Source organism: Achromobacter sp. ACM04, from assembly GCF_014851465.1.
Taxonomy (GTDB): Bacteria; Pseudomonadota; Gammaproteobacteria; order Burkholderiales; family Burkholderiaceae_B; genus Achromobacter; species Achromobacter aegrifaciens.
Window position 1 is genome coordinate 556,555 of sequence record NZ_JACUZS010000003.1, and the last position, 17,224, is coordinate 573,778.

Consider the following 17,224-nt stretch of genomic DNA (forward strand, 5'->3'; position numbering starts at 1 on the left):
TCATGAGCGGGGCTGCTCCCAGCCGCCCAGCGCCTTGTACAACTCCACCGCATTGACCAGCCGGCGCTGCTGCAGCCGGATGAACTCCTGTTCGGATTCGAACAGGCTGCGCTGCGCTTCCAGCATTTCCAGGTAGCTCGCCACGCCGCGTTCGTAGCGCCTTTCGGTCAGCCGCTGGCGGTCGCGGTCGGCGTCGCGGACCTTGCGCTGGGCGTCGATCTGGGCGCGCAGCGTGTCGCGCGCGGACAGCGCGTCGGCCACTTCGCGGAAGGCCTGCTGGATGCTGCCCTCGTACTGGGCCACCGCGATGTCCTTGCGCGCTTCCGCCAGCGACAGGTTGGCGCTGTTGCGTCCGGCGTTGAAGATGGGCAGCGTCAGCTTGGGCGCGAAGGTCCAGGTGCCCGTGCCCGAACCGAACAGGTCCGAGAAGCTGCCCGCCGTGGTGCCGATGTCGGTCGTCAGCTGCACCGACGGGAAGAACGCCGCGCGCGCGGCGCCGATGTCGGCGTTGGCGGCCCGCAGCGTGTCCTCGGCCTGGCGCAAGTCCGGGCGACGGACCAGCAGGGTCGAAGGCAGGCCCGCGGCCAGCGGTGTCAGGCTCTGGCTTTCCAGCGTGACGGCATCGGTGTCGGGCGGCAGCGAAAAGTCGCCCGCCAGCAGGCCCAGGGTGTGCACCGACTGCCGGTATTCCCGGCTCAGTTCGGCATGCGTGGCGCGCGAGGATTCCACCAGCATCTGCGCGGTACGCAGCCCCACGGCCGTTTCCAGCCCGGCGTCGTAACGGCGCTGGGTCAGTTTGAGCGAGGCCTCGCGTAGCGCCAGCGTGCTTTCGGTCAGGCGCAGCTGTTCGGCCAGCGAGCGCTGGTTGAAGTAGGCCGTGGCCGTCTCCGACACCAGCGACAGCGTGGCAGCGCGGTGCGCTTCCTCGCTGGCCAGGTAGCGCGACAGCGCCGCGTCGCTCAGGCTCTTCACGCGGCCGAAGAAATCCAGTTCGAACGCGGCGATGCCGACGGCGGCGCGGTAGCGGTCGGCCACCGGCATGCGCGGCTGGCCGGGCTCCGCGCCGCGTCCGCGGCTGAACTCGCCCGTGCCGTCGATGGACGGCAGGCGGTCGGCCTGCTGTACGCCGTACAGCGCCCGCGCTTCCTGGATGCGCAGCGCCGCCACCCGCAGGTTGCGGTTGTTCTCGAGCGCGGCGGCGATCCAGGCCTGCAGCGCCGGGTCGTTGAAGTAATCGCGCCAGTCCTGCGGCATCGCCGCCAGTCCGTCCGCGGCGACCGTGTCATAGGCCTGGGGGACCGGCGCTGCCGGTCGCTCATAGGTGGGGGCCAGCGAGCAGCCGGCCAGGGCCAGCGCAAGCAGGGTCATTGCCATAGCCTTCATGGCGTGGTCTCCAGCGTTTCGCGGCCTTGCGGACGCGAGGGACGCACGCGCATGCCCAGCGCGCGGCCCACGATCAAAAAGAAGAGCGGCACCAGGAAGATGGCCAGCACCGTCGCCGTGACGATGCCGCCCAGCACGCCCGTGCCGATCGCGGCCTGGGCGCCCGAGGCCGCGCCGGTGGCCAGCGCCAGGGGCAGCACGCCCACGCCGAAGGCCAGCGAGGTCATCACGATGGGCCGCAGCCGCAGCCTGGCGGCCTCCAGCGTGGCGGACACGATGCCCTGGCCGTCGCGCACCAGGTCCTTGGCCACTTCCACGATCAGGATCGCGTTCTTGGCCGACAGCCCGATGGTGGCGATGAGGCCGACCTTGAAGTAGATGTCGTTGGGCATGCCGCGCAGCGTCACGCCCAGCACCGCGCCGATCACGCCCAGCGGCACCACCAGGATCACCGCCAGCGGTATTGACCAGCTTTCATACAGCGCGGCCAGGGCCAGGAACACGACCAGCACCGACAGCGCGAACAGCACGGGCGCTTGGTTGCCGGACAGCCGTTCCTCGTAGGACTGCCCCGACCAGTCGAAGCCGATGCCGCGCGGCAGTTCGGCCGCCAGCGCCTCCATGGCGCGCATGGCCTCGCCGCTGCTGTGCCCGGGCGCGGCCGAGCCGTTGATGGTGAACGACGGGAAGCCGTTGTAGCGGTTGAGCTGCGGCGGTCCCATCGACCATTTCAGGGTGGCGAAGGCCGACAGCGGCACCATCTGGCCCTGCAGGTTGCGTACATGCAGGCGCGACACGTCTTCCATGTCGACACGGCTCTTGCCGTCGGCCTGCACGGTCACGCGCCGCACCTGGCCATTGAGCATGAAGTCGCCGATATAGTCCGAACCGTACATTACCGCCAGGGCGGTGTTGATCTCGTCCAGTGGCACGCCCATGGCCTGCGCCTTGTCGCGGTCGACGCGCAGCTCCAGCTGCGGCGCTTCTTCCTGGCCGGCGAAGACAACCTCCGTCAGCGCGGGATGCTTGGCCGCCGCTGCCAGCAATTGCTGGCGCGCCTGCTCCAGGGCCTCGTAGCCCAGGCCGCCCCGGTCCTGCAGGCGGAAGTCGAAGCCCGAGGTGGAGCCCAGGTCCGGCAGCGGCGGGGAGTTCAGCGCATGCACCATGACGTTCTTGCGGTCGGCGAAGGCGGCGTTGATGCGTTCCACCACCGCGTTCACGTGCAGGTCGGCGCCGCCGCGCTGCTTCCAGTCCTTTAGCGTGACGAAGAACATGGCCGAGTTCGGTCCGCTGCCGTAGTTGCTGAAGCCGTTGACCGAATACACATATTCGACGGGCTCATGCTCCATCATGTAGCGCTCGACCTCTTTCACCATCGCCATGGTTTCGGCTTGCGGCGAGCCCTGGGGCAGGATGACCATGGCCATGAAGCTGCCCTGGTCTTCGTCCGGCAGGAAGGAAGAGGGCAGCCGGGCGAACAGCAGCGCCACCGCGGCGATCACCGCCAGGTAGGCCAGGCCGAAGCGCACCGGACGGGCCAGCACGCCCGACACCCGGGCGGTGTAGCGCGCCGTCAGGCGCGCGAAGGCCCGGTTGAACCAGCCGAAGAAGCCGCGCTTCTCGTGGTGGCCGGCGGCGATCGGCTTGAGCATGCTGGCGCACAGCGCCGGCGTCAGCGACAGCGCCAGGAAGGCCGAGAAGGCAATCGACACGGCCAGCGTCACGGCGAACTGGCGGTAGATGTTGCCCACCGCGCCGTCAAAGAAGGCCATCGGCACGAACACCGACACCAGCACCACCGTGATGCCCACGATGGCGCCGCTGATCTGGCCCATGGCCTTGACCGTGGCCTCGCGCGGCGACAAGCCTTCCTCGGCCATGATGCGCTCGACGTTTTCCACCACCACGATGGCGTCGTCGACCAGGATGCCGATGGCCAGCACCATGCCGAACATCGTCAGCACGTTGATGGAATAGCCCAGCCCCAGCATCACGCCCAGCGTGCCCAGCAGCGCCACCGGCACGACCAGCGTCGGAATCAGCGTGGCTCGGAAGTTCTGCATGAACAGGTACATCACGCAGAACACCAGGGCTACGGCTTCCAGCAGGGTCATCAGCACCTTCTTGATCGAGATTTCGACGAAGGTGGATGTCTCGTACGGAATGTCCCAGGTCACGCCCGGCGGGAAATACTGGGCCAGCTCCTGCATGGTCGCGCGGATGCGCTTGGTGGTTTCGACCGCGTTCGAACCCGGCGCCAGCTTGATGCCCAGGCCTGTGCCGGTCATGCCGTTCACGCGCGACAGGTACATGTAGTCGGTGCCGCCCAACTCGACCCGCGCCACATCCTTCAGGCGCAAAGTGGCACCGTCCGGCTGCGCGCGCAGCGGAATGTTGCCGAATTGCTCGGGCGTGCGCAGGGACTCGCCCGCGACGATGCTGGCGTTCAGCGGGGCGTCCTTGGGCACGGCCTGGTTGCCCAGCTCGCCGATGGTGACGCGGGCGTTGTGGCTGCGCAGGGCCGAGACGATGTCGCCCGGGGTCAGGGACATGGCCGTCAGCTTGGCCGGATCCGGCCAGATGCGCATGGCGGCTTCCGCGCCGAACGACTGCACCTTGCCCACGCCTTCCACGCGGCGCAACGCCTGCAGCACGTTGGAGGCTGCCAGTTCGCCCAGCTGGATGTCATCCAGCCCGCCATCCGACTTCAGCGACACCACCAGCTGGATGTTGTCGGCCGCCTTCTCCACGCGCACGCCGTCGCGGCGCACCGATTCCGGCAGGCGCGGCTCCACCGCCTTCAGGCGGTTCTGCACTTCCACGGCCGCCAGGTCCGGGTTGGTGCCTTGCTTGAAAGTCAGGTTGATGCTGGCCCAGCCCGTCGAGTCGCTGCTGGACGAGGTGTACATCAGTCCCGGCGCGCCGTTCATCTCGCGTTCGATGATGGCGGTGACGGCCTCTTCGACCACCTTGGCCGAGGCGCCGGGGTAGCTGGCGCCGACGTTGACCACGGGCGGAGCGATGTCCGGATATTGCGCCACCGGCAGCGCACGGATCGACAGGATGCCGACCAGCACGATCAGCAGCGAGATCACCCAGGCGAAGACGGGGCGATCGATAAAAAAACGCGCCATTGCGGTTTATCCTTTTTGGCCCGACGCGGACGTCCTAGCCTGGACGCCGGCCTCCGGGTTGCCGGCGGCGGGGGCCTGCGCACTGGGCGCGGCCCGCTCCACCGGTTTGATTTTCTGTCCCGCCGCCATATGCGCGGCGTTCTCGACGACGATGCGTTCGCCGCCTGCCAATCCCTGCGTGACGATCCAGTTCGGACCCTGCAGCCGCTCTGCGGTGACGGCGATCTTCTTCAGCTCTCCGTCTGCACCCGCGGCCAGCACGTGCGCGCCTTCGGCATTGCGCAGCAGGGCGTTGCGCGGCACCAGATAGGTGTCGCGGTTGATCGCCTGCTCCAGCCGCACCCGCACATACATGCCCGGCAGCAGATCGCGGCCCGGGTTCTCGAACAGCGCCCGCATGGTGACGTTGTCCGTGCCGGGATCCACCGCCAGATCGGCGAACGACAGCGTGCCGCCGCGCCCGTACTCCGAGCCGTCGGGGAGCAGCAGCCGCACCCGCACCTGGTCCGGCGCCACGCCTTCCAGGGCGCCCGCGCGGATCTGCTTCTGCAACTGCATCACCTCGGCCGCCGGCTGGGCGAAGTTCACGTAGATGGGATCGATCTGCTGCACCACCGTCAGCGGCGTGGCCTGGCCTTCGCCCACCAGTGCGCCTTCGGTCACCAGCGCGCGCCGCGCCCGGCCGTCGATGGGCGAAGTGACGCGCGCGTAATCCAGCTTCAGCTTGGCGCTCTGCAGGTTGGCGCGGGCCAGGGCGACCTCGGCCCGCGCTTGGCGTTCCTGCGCCACGCTTTCGGCGTGGTCGCGTTCGCTGATGGCGCGGTCCGACACCAGGTCAGCGTAGCGGCGCAGCTTGTCGGCGGCGGCGGAAAGATTGGCCTGCGCGCGCGCCAGGTTCGCGGCTTCCGAATCGTAGGCGGCCTGCAACGGCGCGGGATCGATCTGGAACAGGGCGGCGCCGCGCGTCACATCCTGGCCTTCTTCGTACAGGCGCGCGGTGACGATGCCGGCCACGCGCGCGCGCACTTCGGCTTCGCGGTAGGGCTCCAGCCGGCCCGGCAATTCGGTCGCGACGCTGGTGGGCGTGGCTTGGGCAACGATGACGCCGACTTCGGCGGGAGCCTCGGTGGCTTGTTGGGCTTCCGGTTTCGAGCAACCGGTAATAAGAATTAGTACGGAAGAAAGGGCGAGCGTGCGTAGAGAGACTCTTTGCTTCATTTTTAAAATTTCTGATGGGCCCGCAGAGGGCTGAGGTGGGGAAAGGCGCCGACTTTCCCGCGTGGGGAAGCGAGTCTATCATTTAATCCGTCACGCTTGATTAATTATTTTGTTCGGAAGTATGCTCCCCGCTTCACACTTATTCACAGTGACGAAAGAGGCGGCTTCTTGTTTTGAAGCCGCCGTTTTTTTGCAGCCGGTTTTTTAAGAAGGAGGTCCCCCGCATGGCCCGCAAGACGAAAGAAGAGTCCCAACGCACCCGCGACCGCATCCTGGATGCCGCGGAGCACGTGTTCCTGTCCAAGGGGGTGGCCGCCACCACCATGAGCGACATCGCCGACCACGCAGGGGTGTCCCGGGGCGCCGTCTACGGCCATTACAAAAACAAGATCGACGTCTGCATCGCCATGTGCGACCGCGCGCTGGGCGAGGCTGCTCCCCTGACTCATGTCTCGACCGACGGCGAGGCGCTGGAATCGCTCTACACCTCCATGCGGCAATACATCCAGATCTACGCGCAGGAAGGCTCGGTGCAGCGCGTGCTGGAAATCCTGTACCTCAAATGCGAACGCAGCGACGAGAACGCGCCGCTGCTGCGCCGCCGTGACTTGTGGGAGCGCCACGCCCTGCGCACCTCGGAGAAACTGTTGCGCGCCGCGGTCAAGCGCGAGGACCTGCCCCGCGCGCTGGACGTGCGCCTGTCCAATCTTTATCTGCACGCCCTGGTCGACGGGGTGTTTGACAGCATCTGCTGGTCCGATCGCCTCAAGGGCGACATGTGGCCGCGCGTCGAGCGCATGCTCCGCGCCGCCATCGATACCCTCCGGTTTTCCGCGCACCTGCTGACGCCGAAAGCCGCCTGATTCCGCGGCGGGCGCTTTTCAACGGGATGCTCCTGAAGTGAGCATCCCCATGCCGGACGCCCCTACAATCCGCGCATGACCCTTAAGCAACTCGAAGCCTTCTACTGGGCCGCCACCTGCGCAAGTTTCGCCGTGGCGGCCGAGCGCCTGCATCTGTCGGTATCGTCGTTGTCCAAGCGCATCACCGAGCTCGAGGAAGGCCTGGGCCAGTCCTTGTTCGATCGCAGCGGCCACAAGGCGGTGCTGACCGACGCCGGCCAGCGCCTGCTGCCGCAGGCGCGCGACCTGCTGGCCTCGGCGGAGCAGATACGGGCGTCGCTGGCGCAAAGCGCGGGGCTCAGCGGTCGCTGCCGCTTCGGCGTGGGCGAGCTGACCGCGCTCACCTGGCTGCCGCGGCTGATCCGGGGCGTGCGCGCCGCCTATCCGGACCTGGTGCTGGAACCCTATGTGGACATCGGCCAGGTGCTGGAGCAGCGCGTGGCCGACGGCGAACTGGACTTTGCCGTGATCGCCGGCCGTTCCTCTCGGCCCAATATCGCTTCCACGGCCATAGGCCAGGCCGACTTTTCCTGGGTCGCCGCGCCGGCGCTGCTGGACGGCGCCACGCGCATGACGCCGGAGCTGCTTGCCCGCCTGCCGCTGGTCACGCTGCCGGCGGGGGCCGGCACCACGCGCATCATCGACGACTGGCTGGCGGGCCGCGATGCCGGCGGCGAACGCCTCTGCTGCAACAACTGGGGGGCGGTGGTCGGCCTTCTGATAGAAGGCACCGGGGTCGGCCTGCTGCCCAGCCACTGGGCCCGCGCCTTGCAGGCCGAGGGCAGCCTGCGCGTGCTGGAAGGCGATACGCCGCTGGCGGCCATGCCTTATGCATTCCAGTACCGCCGCGATGATGCCCGGCCGCTGGTCGCCAAGCTGCGCGCCGAGGTCCAGGCCGCCGTGGACTTCGCTGCCCCTTGCCGCATCCCCTGAGGGTGCGTCCGCAAGGCGGCCGTCCGGCGCGCATTTAGGCTTACGACAGCCGTCGCTCTATACAATCGCCGCGCGCCTGGCGCAGAATCCAACAAGAACGTGCGCAGCGGGGGATGGACCCGGATGCAGCACGGCTCGGGTCTGTTCCCTCATGCCGGGCGGCGCGTCCGCGTGGGGAACCAGGCCGACCTGAACCGACGGAGATCTTTCATGCGTAAACTTTGCCTCGCCATGGCCATGGCGGGAATGCTGGCCAGCGGATTGGCGCAAGCGCAATCCACCCTGCGTATCGGCTTGCAGGACGACCCCGACGTGCTGGACCCGGTGCGCGCGCGCACCTTCGTGGGCCGCATCGTCTTCGCTTCCCTCTGCGACAAGCTGGTGGAGATCACGCCGGACCTGAAGATCGTGCCGCAGCTGGCGCAATCCTGGACCTTCAGCCCCGACAACAAGGTCCTGACCTTCAAGCTGCGCACCGACGCTGTTTTCCATGACGGCACGCCGGTGAACGCCGCCGCCGTCAAGGCCAACCTGGACCGCGCCCGCACCTTGCCGGACAGCAACCGCAAGAGCGAGTTGGCCACCGTCGCCAGCGTCGAGGCCCCGGACGCCAGCACCGTGGTGCTGACGCTGTCCGAACCCGATGCCTCGCTGCTGTCGCAGCTGTCCGACCGCGCCGGGATGATGATGTCTCCCGCCAGCTTCGACAAGGACCCTGGCGGCAAGCCGGTGTGCTCCGGCCCCTACCAGTTCAAGGAGCGCGTGCAGAACGACCGCATCGTGCTCGAGAAATTTCCCAAGTACTGGGACGCCGCCAACTATCACTTCGACCGTCTGGTCTACACCCCGATTCCCGACAACACCGTGCGCCTGAACAACCTGCGCGCCGGCGACCTGGACATCATCGAGCGCGTGGCGCCCAGCGATGCCAAGGCGGTGAAGGACGACAAGAACCTGACCCTGGCGCCGGTGACCGGCCTGGGCTTCCAGGCCATTTCGGTGAACCTGGCCAATGGCGCGCGCGCCAACAACCCCCTGGCCAAGGACAAGCGCGTGCGTCAGGCGCTGGACCTCGCGATCGACCGCGATGTGCTCAATCAGGTGATCGGCGAAGGCATGTTCCAGCCCGCCTATCAGCCGTTCCCGCCGGCCAGCTTCGCCTACAACACCGCCTTCGAGCACAAGGGCCGCGACCCCAAGAAGGCGCAGGCGCTGTTGAAGGAAGCGGGCTATGACCGCGTCAAGTTCGAGATCACCTTTGGCAACAACACCACCATGCAACAGGTGTTCGAGCTGGTACAGGCCATGGGCGCCGAAGCGGGCTTCGACATCACGCTGCGTCCGGTGGAGTTCGCGTCCCTGCAATCCTCGCTCGCGCGCGGCGACTTCGAAGTGGGGCAGAGCGGCTGGTCGGGCCGCGTCGATCCCAGCGGCAACATCCACCAGTACCTGAGCTGCAAGGGCAACCTGAACGACGGCAAGTTCTGCGACGCCGCCGTGGACAAGCTGCTCAACGATGCCCGCGCCGAATCGGACACCGCCAAGCGCCGCGCCATGTATGACCAGGTGCTGACGGCGATGCAGGACCAGCGCCCGATCGTCTATCTGTTCTACCTGCCGTGGACCTTTGGCGTGCAGAAGAAGGTGGAGGGCTTTGTGCCTTACCCCGACGGCCTGATCCGCCTGAAGGGCGTCACTGTGGCAAAAAAGTAGGCTCCCCCCTACCCGTTGGCGCGGCCCCCCCAGGGGGCGGCGCTGGCGGACCGGCGGAGCCGGATCCGCGGTGCCCCGGCTGGCAGCGTCCGCCGGCCTCTCCAGCGTGCCTGTTCTTTTGATCGCCAGGCGCCCGCCGTGCAGGAAGTGTTCCGCGTTTCAGCGGCAGCCCTATAGGAATCATCATGTTTACTACTCGCCCGGAAATCCTCGGCACCTTTGGTGTCGTGACCTCCACTCATTGGCTGGCCAGCGCCGCCGGCATGTCGCTGCTGGAGCGCGGCGGCAACGCCTTCGACGCCTGCGTGGCCTCGGCCTTCGTGCTGCAGGTGGTCGAACCCCATCTGGTGGGCCCGGCCGGCGAAGTGCCCGCGGTGTTCTATTCCGCGCGCACCGGCCGCGTCGAAGTGCTGTGCGGCCAGGGCACCACGCCCGCTGCCGCCACGCTCGAACGCTACCGCGCCGAAGGCCTCAAGCTCATCCCTGGCAACGGCCTGCTGGCCACGGTCATCCCTGGCGCCTTCGACGCCTGGATGCTGCTCCTGCGCGACCACGGCAGCATGCGCGTGCGCGACGTGCTGGAGCCCGCCATCTATTACGCGGAGCACGGCCACGCGCTCATGCCGCGCATCTCCAACACCATCGCCGGCCTGAAGGACTTCTTCCAGACCCATTGGCCCACGACGGCCGCGGTCTACGTACCGGGCGGCCAGGTGCCCGAGGCCCGCAAACTGTTCCGCAATCCGGCGCTGGCTCGCACCTGGACCCGCGTGCTGAAGCAGGCCGAAAGCGCCGGCGCAGACCGCGAGCGCCAGATCGAAGCGGCGCGCGACGCCTTCTACCGTGGCTTCATTGCGGAGGAAATCGACAAGTTTGCGCGCAACACCGATGTCATGGACGAGAGCGGGTCCACCCACCGCGGCGTCATTACCGCCGAGGACCTGGCGGGCTGGTCGGCCAGCTACGACACGCCGGTCACCTACGACTATCACGGCTACACCGTGGCGAAAGCCGGCTCCTGGAGTCAAGGTCCGGTCTTCCTGCAGACCCTGGCGCTGCTCAAGGAGATGGATCTGGCAGGCGTGAGCCCGACCAGCGCCGAATTCGTGCACCGCGTGACCGAGGCCATGAAGCTGGCCTTCGCCGACCGCGAGGCCTATTACGGCGATCCGGCCTTCGTCGACGTGCCGCTGGACCATCTGCTGTCCGACGCCTATAACGCCGAACGCCGCGCGTTGATCGGCGAGTCGGCTTCGCAAGATCTGCTGCCCGGCCAAGTGCCGGGTTTCGAGGCGCAAGTGAAGCGCGTCATGGACACGCTGGAGCGCCTGTCCAAGGTATCCGCGCCCGGCAGCGCCACCAATGAACCCACGCTTGCCGACATGCGCGCCTCCGCCAAACGCGGCGACACGACGCACGTGGACGTCATCGACCGCTGGGGCAACATGATCTCGGCCACGCCTTCGGGCGGATGGTTCCAGTCTTCGCCGGTGATCCCGGAACTCGGCTTCGGCCTGAACACCCGCGCGCAGATGTTCTGGCTGGAAGAAGGGCTGCCTGGCACGTTGGCGCCCGGCAAGCGTCCGCGCACCACGCTGACGCCCTCGCTGGCGCTGCGCGATGGCAAGCCCTACCTGGCCTTCGGCACGCCGGGCGGCGACCAGCAGGAGCAATGGCAACTGTTGTTCTTCCTGCGTCACGTGCACCACGGCCTGAACCTGCAGGAAGCGATCGACCTGCCCATGTCCCACACCATGCATTTCCCCACGTCCTTCTATCCGCGCGACCGCAAGCCGGGGCATCTGGCGGTGGAGGCGAGCTTCGGCGCCGAGGTCATCGCGGCGCTGCGCCAGCGCGGGCACCAGATCGAGGAGGTGCCCGAGTGGTCGGTGGGCAGGTTGACCGCGGCTTCGCGCGATGCCGACGGCCTCCTGCACGCGGCAGCCACGCCGCGCCTGATGCAGGCTTACGCCATCGGCCGCTGAACGGCGGCGGCGGGCGCGCCTGGCGCGTCCGCCGCCAGCCTTGTTGCGGCGCTTTGCCGGCATGGGGTATGTTTGTCGCATGACGCCAACCCAGCATAAACCGGCAACAGCGGCCCATTCCCTGACGGGACAAGAACCCCTCTTCATCGTCCTCAATACCGGATCGGGACGCGGCGACGCGCAGATCCTCCAAGACACGATCCGTCGCATACTCGACGAGGCCGGGCGCCGTTACGAATTGATGCCCGTGCAGGATCCGTCGCGCCTGACCGCCACGGCCGAGGCCGCGGTCACGCGCGCGCAGGAACAGCAGGGCGTGGTCATCGCGGCAGGCGGCGATGGCACGCTCAATGCGGTCGCGGGTGTGGTGCTTGGCAAAGGAGTGCCGTTCGGCATCCTGCCCCAGGGCACGTTCAATTACTTCGGGCGCAGCTACGGCATTTCGCAAGATACCGAGGTGGCTTTGCGCGGCTTTCTGCAAGGCCAGCCCAGGCCGGTGCAGGTCGGCATGCTCAACGGCCGGCTGTTCCTGGTCAATGCCAGCCTGGGTCTGTATCCGCAATTGCTCGAGGACCGCGAAGCCTATAAACAGAAGTATGGCCGCAGCCGGATGGTGGCGCTGTGGTCCGGCCTGGTCACCCTGCTGCGCGCGCCACGCCAGTTGAGCCTGCTGCTGGATCATGGCGGGCAGGCCCGCAATCTGCGCTCGCCCACCCTGGTGGTGGGCAACAACAAGCTCCAGCTGGAGCACATCGGCATCGAATCGGCGGAGCTGGATCAGAACCGCCTGATCGCCATGGCGGCGCGGCCGGTCGGCACCTTGGCGCTCTATGGCCTGCTGTTGCGCGGCTTGTTCAGCCGCCTGGGCGAAGCCGAGCATGTGGTGAGTTTCGCCTTCGACCGTCTGACGGTGGCCGTGCGCGGGCGCCGCCGCGTCAAGGTGGCGATGGACGGCGAAATCTCCTGGATGGATACGCCGCTGGAATTCAAAGTGGCCGACGAACGGCTGCCGCTGGTGGTGCCGGCGGACTCGCAATATCTGGACCGTTCATGACCCGTATCCTGCATTTTTCCGATACCCACTTCGGCACGGAACGCAAACCCGTGGTCGAAGCCGCGCTGGACCTGGCCTGCACGCTTGCGCCTGACCTGGTGGTGCTTAGCGGTGACATCACGCAACGCGCGCGGCGCGGCCAGTTCGCCGCCGCCCGCAGGTTCATCGAGCGCCTGTCGCTGCCGGTGCTGACCGTGCCGGGCAATCACGACATTCCGCTGTTCAACGTGTTTGCGCGCGCGCTCAATCCTTACGGCAACTACAAGCGGGCTTTGGGGCCAGTGATCGAACCCGTGTTCGAGAACGCCGGCCTGCTCGCCATCGGCGTCAACACGACACGCCCGCGCCGCCGCAAGGATGGCGAGATATCCGGCGCGCAGATCGCCCGGGTCGCCGAGAGGCTGCGCCAGGCCAGGCCGGGGCAGTTGCGCGTCGTGGTGGCGCACCATCCCGTGCGCGCCAAGGTCGAGTCGGATCTGTCCAATCTGCTGAACGGGCGCGAACGGGCTCTCGAAGCCTGGACGCAGGCGGGCGTGGACCTGATTCTGGGGGGGCATATCCATCTGCCCTATGTGCTGCCCGCGAACCCGGCGGCGCCTTCCGGCGGCTGGGTCGTCCAGGCTGGAACCACCTGCTCGCGCCGCGTGCGCGGCAATGTGCCCAATTCGGTCAATGTCATCACCTGCGAGGGGGCAGGCGAGTGCCATATCGAGCGTTGGGACTACGCCGCGGGGGCGCATGCTTTTGCACCGGTAGACAGGACCTTGGTCGCGCTGTAATTGAGAAGGATCGGGAGTTTCATCGTGGCGGGCTCTTATTCATGACGGACGCGTACGCGGCATGGGCCGCGGCCCATGCCTTGCAGTTGTTCATCGCGCTGCCGTTGCTGGCCGGCGGGGTGGCGCTCGTGTTTGCGCGCTGCGGCCTGAGTCTGCGCGGCCGTCGCCGCGACGCCCTCTTCATGACGGGTACGTGCGCCGCGCTCGTACTCTTCCTGGTCCTGGCTTTCGCGATAGAAAGCGAGGGGAGGGTAGTGGCGTTCGACCGGGCCCTGGCCAATTCCCTGAGCATGTCCATGTCCACGCCGTTGCTGTGGCTGCTGTCCTGGTTCACCTACCTGGGCGACCGGAAATTCCTGACCGGGGTCAGTGTGCTGATGACGCTGTTCCTGTTGTGGCGCGGAGAATGGCGGCTGGCCCTGGTCTGCGCCGTCGCCACGGGCGTGGGCGGCGCGCTCAACTGGCTGCTCAAGCACGCCTTCGAACGGGTGCGGCCAGAGCACGATCATGGCTACGCCAGCGTGGCGGGATGGAGCTTTCCCAGCGGCCACTCCTCTGCCGCGATGGCCGTCTACGGCATGGCCTGCTATCTGTTGTGGCGTCTGGCGCCGCCTGCCTGGCGCCTGCCCGGCATTGCGCTGCTGGCGGCGCTCATCATGGCGATCGGACTCAGCCGCATCCTGCTGCAGGTCCATTTCGCCAGCGACGTGCTGGCGGGCTTCGCGGTCAGCGTGGCCTGGTTGGCGCTGTGCGTGGCGGCGGCGCAGCGCCTGCGGCCCTCATGCGCCGCGGGCCAGCGCGTTCAGTAAGCGCGTCTCGGCGAGCGGAGCGTCCACCGCCGCGGCCAGGGGCGCGCAGGTGTAGCGGCCGCCCGCCGCGACGATGGCCTGGTCCAGGCTGCGCGCGCGTTCGGCGCAAGGCGGCTCCAGATCCACGATCAGCTTGCCTGCCACCGGCGCCGTCACGTTGCCGTCGCTGAAACGCTCCAGCGTGCGGTCGATCTCGCGTTCGCGTGGCAGGGCCAGCACGATGGTGTCGGATTCTTCCAGCGCTTCCCGCGCGGAGGTGGCCAGCGTCGCGCTGCCGCGAAAGTCTTCGCAACGCCCGGGCTCGATGTCGTAGAGGGTCAGCGCGATGTCCGGCTCGGCCGCCAGGAGGCGCTGTGCGGCCTGCGTGCCGATCCTGCCCATGCCGACGATGCTCACGCGCATGCTCATGGCTTGGGCACGGACCACGTGCTCACGATATGGGCAAGAGGTTCGTCCGAACCCTCGCCGGTCAGGATGACTTCCCCGGCGGACAGCCGGCCCACTTTCAGCAACCGGGCGTCGGCATAGATGGCGCCCGCGGGGCTCTTGCGCAGGAAATTGATCGTCAGGCTGGCAGTCACAGCGTGCGCCTGTCCGGTGGCGCCCACCACCGCCGCGTACATGGTCAGGTCGGCCAGGCCCATCAGCATGGGGCCGGCAACGATGCCGCCCAGCCGCTGGTGGGCGTCGCGCGCCGGCAGCACCGCGCGCGCCGTGCCGCGGCCGATGCGTATCACGTCTATGCCCAACAACATGGAAAACGGATGTTGGTCGGCCAGCAATATATGGAAGTCGGCCAGGCTGATCAGCGGGGCGTCGGCCGGGGTGTCCAGGTCGGTTGCGGTCATCGTTGCTCCAGGGCGAGGCAGTAGTTGTCCAGCAGCGTTTCCGCTTGCTGGCCCAGGGATTTCAGGCGGCGGGTGTGCAGCAGCAGCAGCAACCCCATCAAATAGGTGAAGAGATTCATCTGTTCGACGGCGACGGTCGCGGCCTCCCAGGACTTGGTCCGGGCCAGCGCCACGCCCAGCAGATCTATGCACTGGCGCAGGCGGGCGTTGAGCCGTTCGTCCATTTCCCGGCCCAGGCCGCGCGGCCCCAGCCCCTGGAACAGGTACATGCCCAGCGAAAAGTCGGTCCGCCGTTCTGCGTAGTACCCGAAGAACGCATGGATCGCAGTGCGCGCCGCGGCCGGCGCCGGCCCGCTGGAGGCCGCCTCGGCCAGATGCGCATGCAGGCGTTCCAGCGATTCCTCCAGCAGTGCGCCATAAATGGTTTCCTTGCCGGCGAACCACGGATAGATGGCGCCGGTGGTGCAGCCGGCCTCCTTGGCGATCGCGCGGATCGTGGTCTTCTCCAGGCCGTCGCGCTCGAACACGCGCTGGGCGGCGTCCAGAACCAGCTGGCGGCGCAACGCATTCAGTCTTTCGGAACGGTCGGCGCGGGAGGTGGGCGTAGGCATATGGCTGAATGGTGAGACGACGATTCGATCATATCGGCGATTTTTATAAATAACAACGTTATTGATAGTGGACGAGTCGGCGCATTCCTGCTGTGGGGGGGGCGTTATGGCGAAGGTGCGATTCCGATGGCTGGTTGGAGGTCGCGGCGACGCGGAAACAGGGCTCGGAAGGGAGCTGTATTTGATGGCGGGGATGGTATCCGGAGCATCCGGATAATTAGGGGCAGGGCTGAAAGTCGCATGAATAGGTGCTTGGCCTAAAAACTAAGGGTAAGCCCTAGCGTGTCCGGCCAGGCTTCGCTGAGTTGTTGCAATATCCCAACAAGCCTGTCGTAAACCTGCACTTTTCTGGCGCCGACCATAGCCAGCCCCCCTGATTTTTGATGCAATAGCGTCAACTTCCCTTCGCGGAGTTAGGGGGGCGGCAGGCTGGTTTGCTGGATTGCTGCTCTTGTCACTCAAATCAACGGAGATTTCTTAAATGAAAAAGACTCTGCTCGCTGCCGCCCTGCTCGCCGGTTTTGCCGGTGTCGCCCAGGCAGAAACGTCTGTCACCCTGTACGGTATCATCGACACGGGTATCGGCTACAACAAGATCAGCGGTGGTCCCGATGCCATGAACGGCAGCCGTTTCGGCATGATCAACGGCGTCCAGAACGGTTCGCGCTGGGGTCTGCGTGGTTCGGAAGACCTGGGTGACGGCCTGCGCGCTGTTTTCCAACTGGAATCCGGCTTTGATTCGGGTAACGGCAAGTCGGCCCAAGGTGGCCGCCTGTTCGGTCGTCAAGCCACCATCGGTCTGGCCAGCGACAGCTGGGGTCAACTGGACTTCGGTCGTCAAACCAACATCGCGTCGAAGTACTTCGGCTCGATCGATCCGTTCGGCGCTGGCTTCGGTCAAGCCAACATCGGCGTTTCGATGAGCGCTGCCAACACGCAACGCTACGACAACATGGTCATGTATCAGACCCCGTCGTTCAGCGGCTTCCAGTTCGGCGTTGGCTACTCGTTCAACGCTGACGACAACAACGCTGATCAAACCGGCTGGCGCACGGCTGACAACACCCGCGCCATCACGACCGGTCTGCGTTACGTGAACGGCCCCCTGAACGTGGCCCTCACGTACGACCAGCTGAACGCTTCGAACAAGTCGGTGTTTGCTGATCAAGACGCGACCCCGCGTATGTACGCCATCGGCGGTTCGTACGACTTCGAAGTCGTGAAGCTGGCCTTGGCCTACGCTCGCACGACCGACGGCTGGTTCGCTGGCCAAGGCGTGAACACCGGTTCGGGCTCCCTGAGCATCGGCACCAACATCTTTGCTGACGGCTTCAAGGCCAACTCGTACATGGTCGGCCTGTCCGCCCCGATCGGCGGCGCAAGCAAGCTGTTCGGTTCGTGGCAAATGGTTGACCCCAGCAACGACCGTATCAACGGTGCTGAGACGATGAACGTCTTCTCGCTGGGCTACACCTACGACCTGTCCAAGCGCACCAACCTGTACGCTTACGGTTCGTACGCCAAGAACTACGCCTTCATCGAAGACGTCAAGTCGACCGCCGTCGGCGTCGGTATCCGTCACCGCTTCTAATCCAAAGCAGGGCGCAAGTCCTGCCTGGATTTAAAGTGCACAAACGGGCTTCGGCCCGTTTGTATAAAACCACCCTCCGGGGTGGTTTTTTTCGTTTGCGCGCCTGTGTTTTTGCGTGTGTTTGTGCGTGCATCGGCAGGCTGCTGTATGCTTGCGTACCGGTGCTGAAAGCAGCCATTGTTCCATTTAAGGAATGCTGTCTTTCGCCTGCTGTTCGAGCTACAGAGTTCAGCCAGAAGTAACCGCGCGAATGCTACAATCCTA

General features: G+C 66.5%; 14 protein-coding genes. 8 read left to right on the top strand and 6 right to left on the bottom strand.

All coding sequences use genetic code 11. The features are described 5' to 3' along the window. Genes oprZ through IB259_RS18950 form a run of 3 tightly spaced genes read right to left on the bottom strand, consistent with a single transcriptional unit; the run spans position 1 to position 5,735 of the window. On the bottom strand, positions 1-1,383 hold the full coding sequence (gene oprZ / locus IB259_RS18940; protein ID WP_054450454.1) for a multidrug efflux RND transporter outer membrane subunit OprZ: 1,383 nt from the start codon (positions 1,381-1,383) through the stop codon (positions 1-3). Continuing rightward, a complete protein-coding gene (locus IB259_RS18945) occupies positions 1,380-4,517 on the bottom strand; it encodes a multidrug efflux RND transporter permease subunit (protein WP_175159636.1) in 3,138 nt (1,045 codons plus the stop codon). The genes oprZ and IB259_RS18945 overlap by 4 nt, the downstream gene beginning before the upstream one ends. Before the next feature lie 6 nt (positions 4,518-4,523). Next, positions 4,524-5,735, bottom strand: a complete 1,212-nt coding sequence (locus IB259_RS18950) for a MexX/AxyX family multidrug efflux RND transporter periplasmic adaptor subunit (RefSeq protein ID WP_192329906.1) — start codon at positions 5,733-5,735, stop codon at positions 4,524-4,526. 224 nt (positions 5,736-5,959) lie between these two features. On the opposite strand from IB259_RS18950, the gene axyZ reads away from it, so the two are divergent. The 7 genes from axyZ (at position 5,960) to IB259_RS18985 (ending at position 13,910) form a co-directional block, all read left to right on the top strand. Then, complete coding sequence (gene axyZ, locus IB259_RS18955; RefSeq protein WP_119449053.1) at positions 5,960-6,598, top strand: multidrug efflux transcriptional repressor AxyZ; 639 nt, start codon at positions 5,960-5,962, stop codon at positions 6,596-6,598. Positions 6,599-6,673: 75 nt separating this feature from the next. Beyond that, positions 6,674-7,570 (top strand): LysR family transcriptional regulator, encoded by an 897-nt coding sequence (locus IB259_RS18960; protein ID WP_054450464.1) that lies wholly within the window; start codon positions 6,674-6,676, stop codon positions 7,568-7,570. A 210-nt stretch (positions 7,571-7,780) separates the two neighbouring features. Further along, complete coding sequence (locus IB259_RS18965; RefSeq protein WP_119449055.1) at positions 7,781-9,283, top strand: ABC transporter substrate-binding protein; 1,503 nt, start codon at positions 7,781-7,783, stop codon at positions 9,281-9,283. Between the two features lie 185 nt (positions 9,284-9,468). Next, positions 9,469-11,268: a gamma-glutamyltransferase family protein gene (locus IB259_RS18970; RefSeq protein WP_125472573.1), complete on the top strand. Its 1,800-nt coding sequence runs from the start codon at positions 9,469-9,471 to the stop codon at positions 11,266-11,268. Positions 11,269-11,347: 79 nt separating this feature from the next. Further along, a complete protein-coding gene (locus IB259_RS18975; RefSeq protein WP_054450469.1) occupies positions 11,348-12,322 on the top strand; it encodes a diacylglycerol kinase family protein in 975 nt (324 codons plus the stop codon). Then, entirely contained in the window at positions 12,319-13,101 is a 783-nt protein-coding gene (locus IB259_RS18980) for a metallophosphoesterase (RefSeq protein ID WP_192329908.1), read from the top strand. Before IB259_RS18975 ends, IB259_RS18980 begins: the two co-directional genes overlap by 4 nt. 41 nt (positions 13,102-13,142) lie before the next feature. Beyond that, a complete protein-coding gene (locus IB259_RS18985) occupies positions 13,143-13,910 on the top strand; it encodes a phosphatase PAP2 family protein (protein ID WP_192329910.1) in 768 nt (255 codons plus the stop codon). Here the strand turns inward: IB259_RS18985 and IB259_RS18990 are convergent. From IB259_RS18990 to IB259_RS19000, 3 genes are read right to left on the bottom strand one after another with little or no spacing between them, the layout of a single operon-like run. Then, complete coding sequence (locus tag IB259_RS18990; RefSeq protein WP_054450475.1) at positions 13,881-14,318, bottom strand: NAD(P)-binding domain-containing protein; 438 nt, start codon at positions 14,316-14,318, stop codon at positions 13,881-13,883. The genes IB259_RS18985 and IB259_RS18990 overlap by 30 nt on opposite strands. Further along, entirely contained in the window at positions 14,315-14,758 is a 444-nt protein-coding gene (locus IB259_RS18995; protein WP_054450477.1) for a PaaI family thioesterase, read from the bottom strand. Before IB259_RS18995 ends, IB259_RS18990 begins: the two co-directional genes overlap by 4 nt. Then, on the bottom strand, positions 14,755-15,369 hold the full coding sequence (locus tag IB259_RS19000) for a TetR/AcrR family transcriptional regulator (protein WP_054450479.1): 615 nt from the start codon (positions 15,367-15,369) through the stop codon (positions 14,755-14,757). The genes IB259_RS18995 and IB259_RS19000 overlap by 4 nt, the downstream gene beginning before the upstream one ends. A gap of 481 nt (positions 15,370-15,850) precedes the next feature. On the opposite strand from IB259_RS19000, the gene IB259_RS19005 reads away from it, so the two are divergent. Then, positions 15,851-16,960 carry a porin gene (locus IB259_RS19005; RefSeq protein ID WP_125472577.1) on the top strand — a complete coding sequence of 370 codons (1,110 nt, stop codon included), beginning with the start codon at positions 15,851-15,853 and terminating at the stop codon, positions 16,958-16,960. Positions 16,961-17,224 lie beyond the last annotated feature (264 nt).